The sequence below is a fragment of the bacterium SCSIO 12827 genome, from assembly GCA_024397995.1.
GTDB lineage: Bacteria > Pseudomonadota > Alphaproteobacteria > Rhodospirillales > Casp-alpha2 > UBA1479.
The window spans coordinates 76,409-92,020 of the sequence record CP073746.1 but is presented as its reverse complement, the minus strand read 5'-3'; the positions used below and the strand labels follow the sequence as shown (position 1 = coordinate 92,020).

The 15,612-nt window shown below is 56.6% G+C and carries 10 protein-coding genes; 2 read left to right on the top strand and 8 right to left on the bottom strand.

What is annotated here, in order from left to right; genetic code table 11:
• Window positions 1-3: 3 nt before the first annotated feature.
• From KFF05_00440 to KFF05_00430, 3 genes are all read right to left on the bottom strand, one after another.
• Window positions 4-4,035 (bottom strand): hypothetical protein, encoded by a 4,032-nt coding sequence (locus KFF05_00440; GenBank protein UTW51907.1) that lies wholly within the window; start codon window positions 4,033-4,035, stop codon window positions 4-6.
• Window positions 4,036-4,080: 45 nt separating this feature from the next.
• A complete protein-coding gene (locus KFF05_00435) occupies window positions 4,081-4,563 on the bottom strand; it encodes a DUF2321 domain-containing protein (GenBank protein UTW51906.1) in 483 nt (160 codons plus the stop codon).
• 211 nt (window positions 4,564-4,774) lie between these two features.
• On the bottom strand, window positions 4,775-5,014 hold the full coding sequence (locus KFF05_00430; protein ID UTW51905.1) for a helix-turn-helix transcriptional regulator: 240 nt from the start codon (window positions 5,012-5,014) through the stop codon (window positions 4,775-4,777).
• Between the two features lie 675 nt (window positions 5,015-5,689).
• On the opposite strand from KFF05_00430, the gene KFF05_00425 reads away from it, so the two are divergent.
• The gene (locus KFF05_00425; protein UTW51904.1) at window positions 5,690-6,169 is read left to right on the top strand and encodes a hypothetical protein; all 480 of its coding nucleotides are present in this window, start codon (window positions 5,690-5,692) and stop codon (window positions 6,167-6,169) included.
• Between the two features lie 267 nt (window positions 6,170-6,436).
• On the opposite strand, the gene KFF05_00420 is transcribed toward KFF05_00425, so the two are convergent.
• From KFF05_00420 to KFF05_00405, 4 genes are all read right to left on the bottom strand, one after another.
• Window positions 6,437-7,597 (bottom strand): AAA family ATPase, encoded by a 1,161-nt coding sequence (locus KFF05_00420; GenBank protein ID UTW51903.1) that lies wholly within the window; start codon window positions 7,595-7,597, stop codon window positions 6,437-6,439.
• Between the two features lie 804 nt (window positions 7,598-8,401).
• Window positions 8,402-9,121, bottom strand: a complete 720-nt coding sequence (locus KFF05_00415; protein ID UTW51902.1) for a hypothetical protein — start codon at window positions 9,119-9,121, stop codon at window positions 8,402-8,404.
• Window positions 9,118-10,419 (bottom strand): tyrosine-type recombinase/integrase, encoded by a 1,302-nt coding sequence (locus KFF05_00410; GenBank protein UTW51901.1) that lies wholly within the window; start codon window positions 10,417-10,419, stop codon window positions 9,118-9,120. Before KFF05_00410 ends, KFF05_00415 begins: the two co-directional genes overlap by 4 nt.
• Window positions 10,420-10,812: 393 nt before the next feature.
• Window positions 10,813-11,814, bottom strand: coding sequence for a DUF3500 domain-containing protein (locus tag KFF05_00405; GenBank protein ID UTW51900.1), 1,002 nt, complete (start codon window positions 11,812-11,814; stop codon window positions 10,813-10,815).
• A 235-nt stretch (window positions 11,815-12,049) separates the two neighbouring features.
• Between KFF05_00405 and KFF05_00400 the strand changes: the two genes are divergently transcribed.
• Window positions 12,050-13,018 (top strand): LLM class flavin-dependent oxidoreductase, encoded by a 969-nt coding sequence (locus KFF05_00400; GenBank protein ID UTW51899.1) that lies wholly within the window; start codon window positions 12,050-12,052, stop codon window positions 13,016-13,018.
• A 36-nt stretch (window positions 13,019-13,054) separates the two neighbouring features.
• Here KFF05_00400 and KFF05_00395 read toward each other — a convergent pair whose 3' ends face one another.
• A complete protein-coding gene (locus KFF05_00395; protein ID UTW51898.1) occupies window positions 13,055-15,598 on the bottom strand; it encodes a PAS domain S-box protein in 2,544 nt (847 codons plus the stop codon).
• Between the last annotated feature and the right edge of the window lie 14 nt (window positions 15,599-15,612).

Here is a 15,612-nt window from a genome sequence, read left to right as displayed (position 1 = left end):
TCTCTATGTTGGTTTGTTCCCTTCTTGTGTCTCGTTTAAAAACAAAACACCCGTTGGCGCTAAGGGCACACCAACGGCGTCGTGAGCCGCATTTAGAATGAGCGCCACTTTTGCAAAGCTGGTCTTCGTATCATCGTTGCAAGCCGACTTGATAGCTTCTGCAGAAATGTTTGGGGATCGAAGAGCGAACCTTTGGCGTGCGATCACAAAGCGCCAGTTCCGCACCGCCACCTTTGCCAAAGAAGTACCGATTCCGTTGTCCCATGAACCGTTTACGAGGCCGTTCAATAATCGAAAATGGCATATGAAAAGATCGCTCGGCGCAGGCTGGCCACTCTCTAGTATATGAATAGCTTTGGCACACTCATCGGTCAGCGTGCCATCTGACTTGCTGCTCTCACCTGACAACAGCTCAAAAAACCTTGTGGCATCCTCAGTATTGAGGCCGAACAACGCCGCATCGGCCTGCCATTTTTGGACAGGTATTTTCTTCCGCGTGGGTAGGCTCATGCGCACTATTGCAGCACCAACGATTGAGAGTTTGAAATTCTCCTTGTGGGTATCATCCTGCCAAAAATCACTTTCGAGACTCTCAATATCGCCCGGACTCCAACCGTCATTGATATCCCCTTCTGATTTCAGGTAATGCTCGTTTCCTTCCATCATTTCGATAATGGTTTTCGCTGCATTTTCAGTGTCTACGCCAGCCCACAGACCCTGATATTTCGCTATTCGGTCTGAAAGCCGTATGTTTAACGACACCTCGCCGCTGCATTTCTCGTCGGCAACTTTCGAGAGACCGAGACCCGTTCCAAGGCGAGTGTCGATATTTCCTAGGAGCCCCCATACCGCCGACAAATCTACGAGTCCCCGTTCGCGGATTTCTTCGCGGGGCTCTTGCGTACTACAGAGTCCCGGCACCGGTTCTACTAACTCGCCCTGACCCAATGCATCTTTGCTCAACTCGATCCATGCAATGCAGTGCCGCACAGCGGCATGTGCAAATCGATCCCGTAAACTGCCGTTCTCAGGAATTTTCTCTAATCGCCTGAGGACTTCCGCATACAGTTGCAGCGCGTCTTTTTTCTTTCCGATCTTCCACAGCGAGAATGCGGTATCGGCCCATAACCCGGCCGCCATGGAATCCTGGCTGGTGCTGTCAGCAGCTTCCGCAGCAAGCCGAAATAACTTCTCGGCGTTCTGCCAATCGTTCATCCGCCCTGCCGCGATTCCACCCGTTCGACCAGCGAAAGCGCGCTCGATTTCATCTAACGACGTTCCCTCAAGAACAGCTTGGAACATTTGAACTGCGGCAGCATCATCCCGCTTGTGAAAAAGCACCTTTGCTCTCTGATTCAATAGGTACTGATCGCTTGCGGAAAATTTTTCTCCTGCCCGATCCAACACTCGCAGAGCTTCACGCGAGTCGTTCCGGTACTCGTCATGTAGCACTGAAATCGCTATGTACGCTGCCCGTTCAAGGCTAGGGCTGCCCCACTTTTTCGCGGATTCAATTGTCTTTTCATAGACGGAAAGCGCCGTCTCTACGTCTAGCCTGTCACGTGAAGCGTCGCGCCACCAGGCGTTGCTAACTAACCGATGGGCTATTTCCTCGCCCTTGTACTCAAGAACCTCGACTAGCTTTTCGCGTACTGACACGTCTATAGAATCCAACGCCTGCAATAGCTCTTCGAATTCTGAAATGCCGGAGATGCGCGCTGCCTCGAATGAGAACAAAATTTGAAATGATGTGAGGCCACGAAGTGTGTCGGTATCTAGGGACGCTTTCTTTACCGACTCGTTTAAGTCCGCCAGTGCTTCGTCTTGTTCGCCATACTCAATCAGACGCGCGAGCATTCTGATTGATCGCGCGGGAGGAATAGAAATGTTTATCGTGCTCAGAAACACGACAAATGCCATGACCTCAGAGTACGCCCTTAGTTTCGGCTGATCTTCTCTGCCAATTAGCTCTATTACGTGCTCAATAACTGCAACTGCTTCTTTCTCTCGCTTTGCAGCAGCGAGGACTTTGAATTGGGCTAGGCGCAGCATCATCTCAACCGCATCATTTGCTACAACCTGACGCACAGGATCGAGGCCAATTCCACTTAACCAGAAAACTGAATCGCTGATTGCACGCAGGGCCATTTCATCAGCCGAGACAATCCCCTGAGAAAGAAAAACAATAGCCCAGTCAGATTCGGCCAAGATCGCGTGTATAAGCCCCGTGCCTAGCTCGTCCGGTGAAATTGAATCTGCCTTTATGAAGCCAAACGCTATGGCCTCGTGGACTGCCTTTTGTTCGGCAACTGGAAGAACCTCCTTACCGACATTGTTAAGCAGCGGAGAAATTCGAAACCGGTCCTGGCCAACGGCTTCCACCCATGGGCCGACAAGGCAATCGAACGCCTCGCCCGGTAGATTAACGGCTGGGTCTACAGCACCGACGTCCATGGCCGTACTGCGTTTGAAATTGTTCGTAACTAGACTGAGGCGATATGCGACAACGCGCGCCGGGTCATTCGGAACATCGCTCAATAGGCGCTTTCGAGTTTGCGTATTCAAGTCGTCAATATCACTTGGTACGGATATAATTTCCTCCGCAGCAGGATCTGGCCAGCCCCGCGCCTGAAGGTTCCGTACTCTTGCATGGGCTAATTGTGGATGCCCCGTAGTCAACCCGCGAATAAGGCGCGCCCATTTAGCCGCTTTGTCCACGTCCTCAAGGCCATGTGAAAAAAGTAGTTCCGCTATATCTGTCTCGTCCAAGTACGGAACTTCAAAATCACAACCTTTATCAATCCAAAGCTTGCTTAGTACATCATCAGGGCACTTGCCTTGAGTTGTGATGATTAGCTGACCGTTGGCGTTGACGACCGAGAACGCGAGCGCCAGCAATTCACGCTCGTATTGGTGTACCGCACTTAAATCCAAATCATCCAAGACCACTCGAAGAGGCAACTCATAAGCTTTTATCTCGAATGCCGCTCGGTTGAGCTGGTCCGCAATCTGTGTCGCACCTCGACCACGGAAGCCGGCCCATACCCAATCAGCCCGCGTCGCATCGGCGACCAATCTAGCGAGTGAGGTTTTCCCGAGGCCTGTACTGCCTCTCAAAATTAGAACCCCAAATTGGTTGAGTGCGGCTAATAGCCTTTCAACCACGTTTCTACGCGACACTGCCCCTTGCAATAGCGGCAAAGGTGCACCGAGAACATTTGGCGCTTGCCCTAAATCCACCAGCATAGAATGTCCCGGAACTTGGCCAACGCTTCGGATCGCCGCCGCCTCGTCCTTGGGAACAAGTTCCATGGTCACGCGCTCAAATAAGCTGACAAAATCAGCGTACGTAAGATTCCTTGTGCCCTCGGATGACAGGAGCCCCATCACCTCTTGCAGGAGCGACCCCAAGACCTTTTTTGCTTGGAAGCTATCTACGCCATATTTGGCCCCAACAAAGATCAAATGGTTGTTTATGTCTTCAAGCAGACCATCCATCGGGCGCATTCCGGTATCCCAGTCGATACGAACCAGAAGCCGTTCGCGAAATTCTGAGATGGTCGCTGCTTTTAGGAAATCTGACAGACTCTTGGAGAGGTCTAGTTTTTGTAGGAAAGCCAACAATGGCTTACAGTCGCGAGTTTCATCCCTTGCGCAGAGTGACCAATATTCTATCCCAGTCACTTGATCCTCAAACGGCGCGCCTTTCTCTTTTCCCGGATACGCCGTGGTCAAAAATCGAAATCGCACACGTTGACTTGGATTGTTTTCTTGATGTTCCCAGTAGTGATTGACCGCATCGACTACGTCACCAGAGCGTAACGTCACAGTTCCGCTCGTGCGGGTGTCTTTTACCTGAGTTGCCGTAACGTGCGAATTGGAATGAACGTCGAAATCTTCGGCACCTTCGAGATAAAGCACTTCGTCCGGCCCTAAGCGTATCCATGCCAAAATACTCTGGTACGCTTGATACACGTAACCTCGAATCGAGGAATTGGCTTGTCTCTTGCTATCGGCAACAAGCCCGTCGGTCATTTGGTCTACCAATCATTTCGTGTATACGGGCGGGACACACACATATTAGTCTCCAAAGAGAAGCTTCTTTGCCGCTTCACTTGCAACGTCAACAAGAATGGAGCGTAAGGCAGACGCTGTTGCCATTCCAACCTTCCCAACTAGCTTCTTATACCGTAACGCAGCAACTTCGGTCTTGGGCCCGGCGACAACCAAGTCATCAATCGTACTTTTTAACTTTTCTTTTTCGTCATCCGACAACTCATCAAGTTCATCTGCCAATTCTTTCGCTGCATCTATCTTTGCGCGTGCCCACGGGAACGCGGTTCCGCATTCATGACAGAAATTTGGGGGTGTATATCCGCCCATGCCGAATACGCCAGGGACGTGATAGTCGCCACGAATTTTGGCCTGACAACTTGGGCAGGTCGAAATTGTCTCGGCGCCACAATCAGAACAAAATTTCTCAGCCAACTCTGGACTCGTCTCCAATGAGGAGGTGGCCGAATGTCCGTTCATACATACTTGTGCTGTTCGATATGTTCCCATGACAACTCGCAATACTTGCAAATCTCTTTATGTGATACTCAATACCATTTCCGTCACAAATTTGCATTTCGTAAGGGGCGTTGAGCGAATGGGCTTGCCTGATATAGAGCTAGCCCTGGCTTGCGCTCACTAAAATTTATGCGAGAAATTTCCGTAACTTATTGATTGTGAATTATTTATGCTGGTCACAAATTTTAAGTGCCGAAAAATTTCACGAACCTGATTTTAAGAATTGGATCGCCTCACTTGGGTCGAACCCAATTGCTTCGGCAAATTCGATGAGATCGACAACATCGATTCGCCTCTGACCCTGCTCGACTGTAGGAACGAATGACTGATAGCGCTTCAAACGAGCGGCAACATCAGCCTGCGTCAGTCCTGCCTTTTTCCGCTTGGCTATTAGAAACTCGATCAGCGCTGAATGCAGCGGGGAAGCCAGTGTTCGGGACATGAGAGTATCCACTCCGTTGGAATGGACACTTCCAATAATCTGAAATTCAGATTATCTAAAAATCAGATATTTCGCGCTTTGGAGATTTGATTTGCCCCGTTCCTTTCTGGTGGTGGCTGCCGCACTCATGTGGACGTTCCCAGCGAACGCGACCGAACAGAGTATTCAACTACCCCGCGCTTTGTTAGGTGACTGGCACTATACAAACCTTGCGTGCGAGTCACCGAGATCGAATGCCAGCGGCATACACATCGACGACAAGGGAGGCATCGACCTACGAAACGGGTTGAGCCAGTGCGACCTCACGAAGTGGGAGGTGCTACCGATAACCGACGGGCAAGGCACATTGGGAGCATGGACATTTTCCGCGCTCTGCCAATCGCCAATATTCAAAAATGGCCAAGGACAAACGAGAGGTACTCTCATACTGAAAGAAGTAGGCAATCCAAGCGAGTCAGTGATTTTCATCGATTGGCGCTACGAACGTGAAGCCTTGATTAAACCATCAGACAATACGGACATAGATATTGCCCAACGCTGCAATGGTCCGCGCCCGGCAACATTCTATGGATGGGCAATGCCGCCTAAGAGCTAGCGGCCTAAAGTAGCGATGCATCTACATCGCTATCGCGTCATCGCGTAAGCTCCTCCACTGGCAGTATCAGGGGGGTAGCGATGGACCTTGAGGACTACGAAATCATCAACCTTTTAAGATTGAGTAATTCCGCAATCGAAGAGCTACGCAGACGCGAAGTCGTAACAACTTCCAACGCGCCCCTTGGGGGATACGCGGAGTGGCTATTCCGCAAAGCTTTCGGATGGAAAGACGCGGGGAACTCCAACAAAGACGTGGACGCAATAGGGCGTGATGGAACGCGTTACCAAATAAAATCCAGGCGCATACACAAGCGCAACAAATCACGTCAGCTTGGCGCGCTCAGACGGCTAGATAAAGAGAACTTCGACGTATTGGCTGCCGCGCTGTTCAATGAAGATTTCACTGTCATGCGTGCGGCGCTAATACCTCACCGGCTCGTGCTGAACGCCTCCGACCACGTAGACGAAACGAACTCAGGAAAATTTCTTCTACGGGACAGCGTTTGGAGTTGGGATGGAGTCCAAGATGTGACAGAGAAGCTTAAACGTGCCCAATAGCAATCCCCCGTCGTAGAACAATTGCGCTAATTGCTTCCAAGGCCTGATCAGGACAGGGACAGGGACGTGCGCGCGCTAAAGGTAGCGCACGTCCTTCCCTACCTGACCGGAAAGGCCGATGGGAAGTTCAAGTCGAACAATGCCACCTTTTCTAGATAGCAAGACCTTCAATAGTTTTCGTGCCATTGGGCGCGAGAGGTTGGGCTGAGGAATCGGGGGGCCTTCTGTAGGCCTAACGCGCGATAAGAAAATTGGCATCGCTGAGATTCAAGATTTCGGACACACGATATACTCTCCGCTGCCATTGTTGAGCGCTTCTAAGTAGCCGTCGGCTACCAATCGCACTATGGCGCGGTTCACGGACCGACGGGCTGTGCCAGGCGCCACGCCATCATCTATCACCGCTGCATTTGAGAGCCGTTGTATGCTCTCTTTGGGCAAGACCTCGTAATGATTGCCATTGAACTCCAGCCATCTGGTCGGCTCCGATATGGCTGCTATCTCATATGCCTCTAGAACAGTCTTCTCATACTTTGAGAAACGCCTGCCTGCGGTTTCTAGCTCTCTCTCTACGCTATCTCCATTACGCACCGCACGCGCAACCATACTGCTTTGTCCATCGGGCAACGAAACGCCAACTAGTGCGTACTCCGTTCTTTCCATATGGCGCGCACCTTCGCGACTCTTTGGGATGTAGATACCCGTTCGAGCTCTCGATCTTCCAATGTACTCGGCTGTAATTTTCAGATCAGCCGTAGCGCCGAATACGATGGAACCTCGCGGCTCGCTCTTCGCCTTACCCTTAGCCGGATGCGTGATCCCGAGGACGAACGCACCTGCCTCCCGCGACAGCTTACTAATGTTGTTCATTGTCCTTTGAGTAATTGCCGCATCGTTCTCGGCAGGAGCCATAAAGACACCTGAAACGGTGTCTATAACTATAAGATCGAGGGAGACATTGCCGGCCATGTCTGAAAGCCTGTTCGACAATGTGACAATCCTCTCCTTGCTCTCACTATACGCTTCCGCTTCGTGCCAGTTGCTCCCATCCATTTGGAAGACGGGAAGCCCTGAGAACCCTTGATTAACCAGTCGGGCTTGGTCATCCGGCTCAAGCGCGTGATACGCCGCATCCATTCGTCTTGGAAAGAACGCCTGTCCCTCACTAAGCACGAAGAGCGTCGCACCGCATTCGTTACGGCTCGACCTATCACAACCGTTTCTCTCCGCAATCGGCCACCTATCGAAGAACGGCTTTCCTGTTGCCAAGGCAGACGCCATAGCTAATGCAGTGAACGTCTTGCCTATACCGGAATCCCCGATCAACAAGCCCGCTCCGGTGCTTGGCATGAAATCGCCAATCAACTGTGCCGTGGGCTGTCTCCGTTCTCCGGGCTGATGAAGATATATGCCTTCAATGCTCATCAAGGGGTGCATGGCGGATGCCTTGCCTGATTAGTGAGGTCGTCCACTCCATTCCAGTCGCCAAAATAGGCAGCACGAACCAACCTCTTTGCCAACCACTCTGCGTAATCCCTGCTCGTCTTTTGACCGTTGGTTATGATGTGACGCAGCAAGAAACGAGGGAAGTCCGACCAACGCTTATCCGAAGACATTTGCCATTTAAGATGGTCAGTCCTTATCACAGCCGTCCCGCCCCCGATTTCCACCATGTAGACGCAGTCGTAACTAGGGTCGGTTTCAAAGTATCCCTGGTTCTCGCATAGTCGCACCAACAGCTCGCGGTTTATCGTGCGGTCGTAGAACGTGAGGCCGTGACACGCCCGCAAGCTTGACAACTCGTTCCGTGCGAACGCGTCACTTAAACGGAAAGAACCTCGTCCCTGTACGGAAGGCACAGGCAGTTGGGCATTCTCTGTCATGCCTTCTCTCCTGCCGGTATGCCCGTCGCCCTCATCGGCTTAGACAGGCGAGCATCCACCCACGCATCCAAATCCGCAGGTAGGTAGATGGGTACACGGCCAATCAATCTGTACGTTGGCCCTCCACCGACACACGCGAGTTTCGCAAGGTACTGGGTCGCACACGGTATCCCGTACGTGCGACGCACGTACTCCGCAGCCTCGCGTCGGCGAAGGTACTTTGGTGATGTGTTCTCTTCTGCATTCTTACTCATTGTTCGCTCCATTCGATCCTTTGACAGGAAGCGCCAGCGACGGGCTGGAATGGGAAAACAATGGCGAGAGAGGAAAGTAAAAGATCGGGTGTTTTTTACTTTTTGGATCGCTTAACGCGGCTCGTCGCCCGATGGCTCTTTGCAATCTTTGGAATGCGGCCGGTCTCAATCGCAAGTTTTAGATACTCAGCAGCGACAGCCTCAATCGGACGACCACTTAGCTTCGCGTGGCGCAGCAGCGCCTCTTTCACACTTGAATAGCAGTCGAGGTCTTCTTTGTTTATCCGGCCATCTTCGTGCACGCCAACCTTTCTTCGGAACTCAGTCCACTTTGTGCACGGAATATCTAGCGCGGTTCCGACAGTTTGATCCGCTTCACGGCGAACTGTTTTGCCGCCACCACTAAGACATTCTGCAATCGCTTTGCACGTGGCTATTGCAAATCGCTCAGTCAACGGCTTCCACGCTCCTGCCTGACTCCGGTTTCCTTCCCCGTCGTATTCGACCGTCGGCTTAAGCAGATGATCAACGTTGCCGCGATCCGCTTCCTCCAATGCTGTTACCAAGACTTTTATCGGCCCAACGTACTGTGCGCCGCAGACACTCTCGAGGAGGAAACCAACTTTAAACAGGTACTCGTTGATCGCGGCACGGCGCAACCTACTGTCATTGCCCGCGTCGCCCAATTGCTTGAGTACTCCATCAAGCTCTGACTTCACTACGTCTATCGTCTCATCGAACTCTGCCTTGAGTGCGTAGCCCGCCATCAGTTGCGTGGCGAGCGTATCGCTAATGCGGACTTTGTGGTCCATCATCGTGTCGCTTCCTCTCCCAAGCGAATTATGTTGTCGGCCATCCGCTTATCCCCCATCGCAGCCGCGAGGGTATTGCCGATGGCGTTCGATGCGCGGCGTAGTGGGTCAGTCTCAAGGTGCGCATACCGCTCCGTCGTTCGCATTTGCGTATGGCCCAGGAGCTTGCCGACAATAGGCAGCCCGAAACTCGCACCCACGCCGTAGCTGGCGTGCGTATGGCGCAAGTCGTGTATGCGGACGCCTTTGAGGTCCGCACGACGTGTGACCGTTACCCAAGGGCGCTTGAGGTCCGCACGTGGCTTCTCTTCCTCCGTCCCGGCACTGTCGCTTGCAATGACGTACTTCCCGACGCGTGGCAGTTCCGAAAGGATCGTCATGGCCGGACCATTGAGCACGATAGTCTTTTTGCCAGTCTTGCTATCGGGCAGGAGCAGCACGCCGCGTTGCAGGTCAACGTGCGCCCATTCCAGGTGCAGTATCTCGCGCAGGCGCGCGCCCGTCAGGATAAGTAGTCGAATGGCTCCGCTCACATGCGGGCTCAGCTTGACAAGCCGTTTTTCCGCAGCCGGTGCGTGCTTCGCAGTCGGCTTGCTGTCATCCACATCCCACGGGATACCGACCGTCTCCCCTTCGCGTAGGGCCGCCCCCAGGCGTTCCAGTTCTTCCGTCGTCAGGAAGCGTTCGCGCTTCCGTTCCTTGAACTTCGCAATGCGGGCGGCGGGGTTGAACCCCTCCGGCACGTATCCGTGCCTATCCGCCCAACTGAACATGGAACCGATGACCGCGAGCGTGCTGTTGGCAATCGCCGGAGTATCCTTCATCGCAAGGTGCGCAAACGCGATATCCTGCTTCTTGAGCGTGATCGCGCGTTTGGTTCCCAGTCGCGGTTTGATGTGGTTCGCGATGATATGGGAGTAAAGGTCGCCGGTCGTCGCCTTGAGCTTCGTCGCGACGTGCCGCTTAAGGTACTCGTCGCACAACCGCCCAACCGTTATGGCTTCGCGCTCTTCCTTGCGCTTGGATGCGGGGTCTTCGCCCTTGGTCGCATCCGCGATTGTCTGTTTTGCCAATGCGCGCGCTTCGTCGGGGGTGAGCTTCGACGTACTGCCGATGGTTACACGCCGCGTTGGCGCACCTCTTCCTGCCCCATTTCGATATTCCGCAAAGTACGTCTTTGATCCCTTTGGCGTGACCATAAGACCGAAGCCGGTCAGGTCCGTGTCGTACACGTAAACCCGCCTTCCGGTTTCTGGCCGTATGGCTTCTATCCCCCTTTTGGTGAGCTTTGCGCGTGCCATATCCGTCTCCTTCACGTCGCGTTCGGGTAGGCACCGGGTAGGCACCGAACAGGAATCGGGAGCAAACTCCGGTAATCCCGATACGACTCCGGAAGCTAAAAGAAGTCAATGAATCAATGAGATATGGAATGTGTGGAAAGCTCAAGGAACCACCGGAAATCGAGATTCTTTAGAATGGCATTGTAGAGGTCGTCGGTTCGATTCCGTCCGGCTCCACCATTCTTCTTCTTGATGAAGATCGACCAAGACCCGTCGCGAACCGACGGGTTTTTGTTTACCCGCGCCGCCGCGCGGGACGGGTTCGATTCCGTCCGGCTCCACCATTCTTCTTCTCAAGGAAGATCGACCAAGACCCGTCGCGAACCGACGGGTTTTTGTTTGCCCGCATCGCCCCTAGGGCCGGTGTCCGTGGGCTTCCGGCGCCTCCTTGTAGTGATGATGCAGGTCGTCGCGGCCGAAATCGTTGGCCGGATCGCGCCACAGGCTGTGGATGTGGTTGGCGGCGTTCTGGGAATTGTCGAATTCGATCAGGATGCGGGGGCCGTGGATGCGGTAGTAGAAGGCCGCCCCCTCGGCCATGGGGCCGGCCCAGGCGACGCGGGTGTCGACCCAGCCCGCCTGCACCAATTCCATGTAGGGGCGGCCGATTTCGTCGCGGGCAATGCCGACGTAGGCTCGGATCAATGCCATCAGCAAGGCCTGCTGCGGCTGACTTAAGGCGTCAACGGGCAAGCCTTCGGGCGCCGCCAGGGAATCGCCCCGGCCGGGGCCGGCGATCACGTTGCCGAGGGAGCGCTCCCTCAAGAGGGCCCGATCACGCTGGCCCGCATCAAGGCTGGCCGCGAACCGCAGCGCCAGGACGTATTCATCGCGCTGCACGCGCTCACCCTTGCGGGGGCCGCCCGGAATTTCCGCCGGGTTGGTGCCGAGAAAAACCGGCGTCAGCGAAACCGCGCCCGGCGCCGCGACGGTGATGTTGACCGACAGGTGATGGCCCTCCAGCCGCCAGCCCCAGGGATGGCGGCCCGGTACCCCGAACACGGAGATGAAATACTTTTCCGGATCGCGGTAATCGAGGGACGAGCCTTCGACCTCGGCCAGCACGGCCTCCAGCGCCATGATCGCCTCGGCCTTGGCCACGCCCGGCGTCGACAGGGTGCTGCGCATCAAGGCCGCCGCAGCAGCGCGCTGGGACGGCGTCATGTCACGGATCGGTACCCCCTTGCGGTATCCCGGTGTATAGGCCCAATCGAAGCGTTCATCGTCCGTGAACGGGAACGTCGCCGACGTCGCCTTGTCGCCCATGGCCTGCTGCCAGGCCCGGGCGGCGGCGGCGATGGCGGTATCGACGGGCTCCGCACGGGCGGACGGCGCGCCGAGCACGGCCGCGGTCATTCCGGCGAAAAGCAGTCGTCTCCACATGCACAAGACATAATGTGTCCGGCCGAACCGTGCAATCGACGCCGCATCACAATCCCGCCAGACTGCCCCCCCTTACCCCCAGCGCCTTGCCTGCCCGGCGAATGCTCCCTATCGTCGTGCCTCAAGGGGGGCGGCATCTAGGATCGCCGAACCGGCCGGGACCAAACCCGGCCGGGACTGTAATGGCGGGCCGATTGGGAGGATTTCAATGACCGACAAGGTAAAGTTCGGCGTGCGCCTAACCGTGCAGGGCGAAATGGGTGCGACGTCGTCCGGTTTCGAATACGCACTGGAGATGGCCCGCGTGGCCGAGGATCTGGGCTTCGATTCCGTTTGGATCCCCGATCATGTGGAGAACGCGCATCTCGACCGCTCCAAACCGATCCTGGAGTACTGGACGGTCATGACCGCGATCGGTGCGCTCACCAAGCGCGTGCGTCTGGGTGGCCATTCCATCAACAACACCTTCCGCCACCCGGGCTTGACGACCAAGATCGCTTGTACGCTCGACCATATCACCGGCGGCCGTGTGATCCTGGCCCCCGGGTCCGGCTGGTTCGCCGCCGAGGCCAAGTCCTACGGCTTCGACGAATGGTCCGACGACGGGCTGGAGCGCATCGCCAGGCTGGACGAAGGCCTTGCCATCTACCGCGGCCTGATCGAATGCGAGGACGCGAACGGGTTTTCCTTCGACGGCCGGTTCTATCAGCTGAAGGATGCGTTCTGTCATCCCAAGCCGCCGCAGAAGCCTTATCCGCCGATCTGGATCGCCGGCGATTCGCCGCCGACCCAGGAATTGATGAAAAAGCACGGCGACGTGTGGTTCATGTATTCCAAGGCCCCCGCCGTGGTGAAGGGCCTGGTCGACGGCATGAAGGCGCAGCTGACCGAGCGGCCGTTCGAGGTCGCGATCTCCGCCGTCGGTCTGGCCGACAAGGGGCCCGAGGAAACCCGCAAATGGGCCGAAATGTACGCCGAGGAACGCAAACACCGCTTCCCCATTCCGCCCACCGTCGACGACGTCATGGAATCGAACCTGATCGGCGACGTCGCTCAGGTCCGCGACCGCATCGATCAATGGATCGACGCCGGCGTCAATCACATCGTGTTCCAGCCCATGCCCCCCATGGAGGGCACGCGGTTCTTCGGCGAGAAGATCATTCACCACTATATGTAAGCCGCGGCGCGGTGGCGCGGACAGTTGACGCAGGGGCTACTGTCCGGCGTCTGTGCCGGCGTCGCCGACCGTGCGGCTTTTGGGGAATCGCACGGTGACCGTGGTGCCCTCGCCCGGGGCACTGTCGATCTCCAGGCTGCCGCCGTGTTCCTCGGTCAGGGAATGAACCAGCGACAGGCCCAGGCCGAAGCCTTCGTGGGCGCGGGTGAAGGCACGGTGCGCCTGGCCGAACGGCATCAGCACCTTGGGAATGTCCTTGGGGTCGATGCCGATGCCGGTATCGCTCACGATGAGGGCATGGCCCGCGTCCGCCGACCAGGTCGCCTCGACCCGCACGTCGCCGCCCTGTTCCGTGAACTTCACGGCGTTGGTCACCAGATTGAGCAAAATCTGCTTGATACGCGTGACATCCGCCATCATCGCCGGCAGGCCCGGCTGCACGTTCTTGGCCAAGACGATCTCCTTGGCCTCGGCCCGCTGTTCGACCATGGCCGCGCATTCCTCCACGGCGCGGGCCAGGTCGACCGGTTCCTCGTGCAGAGACATGGCCCCGGCCTCGATCCGCGACACGTCGAGCACGTCATTGATCAGCGCCAGTAGGTGGCGGCCCGAACGGATGATGTCCTCGGCGTATTCCCGGTAGCGGGGCGCGCCGAGCGGGCCGAACACCTCGGCCGCGAGGATTTCCGAAAACCCGATGATGCCGTTCAGCGGTGTGCGGAATTCATGGCTGACGTTGGCCAGGAAATCGGTCTTCGCGCGGCTTGCCTGGTCCGCCAATTCCTGAGCCCGGCGCCGGACGGTAATTTCCTGGCGCAGTTCCTTGGTCCGTTCGTCGACCCGGCGTTCCAGGTCCTCCTTGGCGCGCACCAGGGCACGTTCGGCCGCGCGGGTCGCCGTGATGTCGGTGCCCGCGCCGCGATAGCCGATAAAGGCCCCCGTCACGTCGAACACGGGGCGGCCGCTGAGGCGCACGGAAATCTCCGCTCCCAACTTGCTGTACAGAGCATATTCGAAATTTCGGAACGGGCGATGGGCCTCCATATCGGCGCGGTGGTCCACGAAGCGCGCGCGCTCATCGGCATCCATATTGCCGGCGAATTCCCAGCGTGTCTTACCCAGAACGTCGCTGCGGTCCAAACCGGTAATCTGGAAAAAGCGGTCGGAGATATAAGTAAAGCGCAAGTCCTGATCCATTTCCCAGAACCAGTCCGAGGCCGATTCCGCGATATCACGCAGGCGCTCCTCGCTTTCCCGCCATGAGGTTTCGGCGATTTCGCGCACGCGGATCTCGCTGCGCAGTTCACGGGTCCGGTCTGCGATCAGCTTTTCCAGCTCCTCGTGAGAGCGACGCAGAACATCCTCGGCCTCTTTCTGCTTCGAGATATCTGTGACCGCCGTACCAAGCGCGACCATCTGCCCGGCACCATCGGTGATCGGGAATTTGGCGACCAGAACATGACGCATGACACCGTCGCGGAACGGGCCGTAGCGTTCCCGGTAGACCGGCGTCCCCTGATCGATCACCTCGGCATCCTGTTCGCGGACAAAATCCGATGTGCCGCCACGGTCGCCATGAACCTCGTTTTCGGTCTTGCCGATAACCTCGGGCAGCGATCTTTGGGCCCATTCGCAGAACGTTCGATTGACCCGCAGATAACGCCCGGACAGGTCCTTGATGTTGAGGGACGACGGTACGTTTTCAATCAGGGCCGCCGCCATGGCCTCGCTGGCGCGCAGCGCTTCGTGGCGTGACAGGAACATGCCCGCCAGCAGCGATATGAGGAGAACCGCCGGCAGGCCGACCGCCAGCACCGCGACATGGGTATTGCCGATCTGCACCGCGAGCACCGTCACCGCCGGCCGCAGGGTCACTGTCCATTCCCGGCCCAGAACACGGACGTCCGTGGCGGCGAAAACTCGGGCCGCCGCCTTGTCGGTAGCGACGCCAGCCGTGTGAATCAGGCGCCCGCCGTACCGGACTTCGACCCGGAAGCGGTCCGTGATGCCCCTGCCCAAGGCCCGGTCGATGATCGGCGCCGTATGGAACGCTACGTTAACGTAGCCGGCCCGTCGGTCCGCCGAAGTGAGCGGCGTCAGGTTCACGAACCCGTTGGCGCCGTCCGGAAAGTCATAAGGCGGGCTGGACGCCGCTGCACCGCCGCTGGAGACGTGATCATAGGTTTCGCGCGCGCCCGGATCATCGCGTAAGGAGCCGCCGAGACGGTGCGCGCCGACGGTTTCCGGCTCGATCCAGGTGAACCGCCCATCGGCGTCAAGCCGCGAGATGAAGCGAATCCCTGAATAGGTTCCGAGCAAGGCCCGGGCGTGCCGCCGGAATTGCTGTTCGGTCGATATACCGCCGTCGTGCCACAGTTGCTGCAGATAGCGGCCGACGCCGAGCCGTGCGCTGACCAGGAGTTCGATCTGATACGCCGCCTGTTGAGACTTGCGGGCCGTGGTTTCTCGGGCCTGCTCGACGTTGCGCTGATAAACGGTGTGCGATGCGAAAACCAACACCGCCCCCAAGGAAAGCCCGAGGAAGGTGGCCGTCAGAAATTGACGTGTCGGGGCCTTCATGCCGCCATATCAAC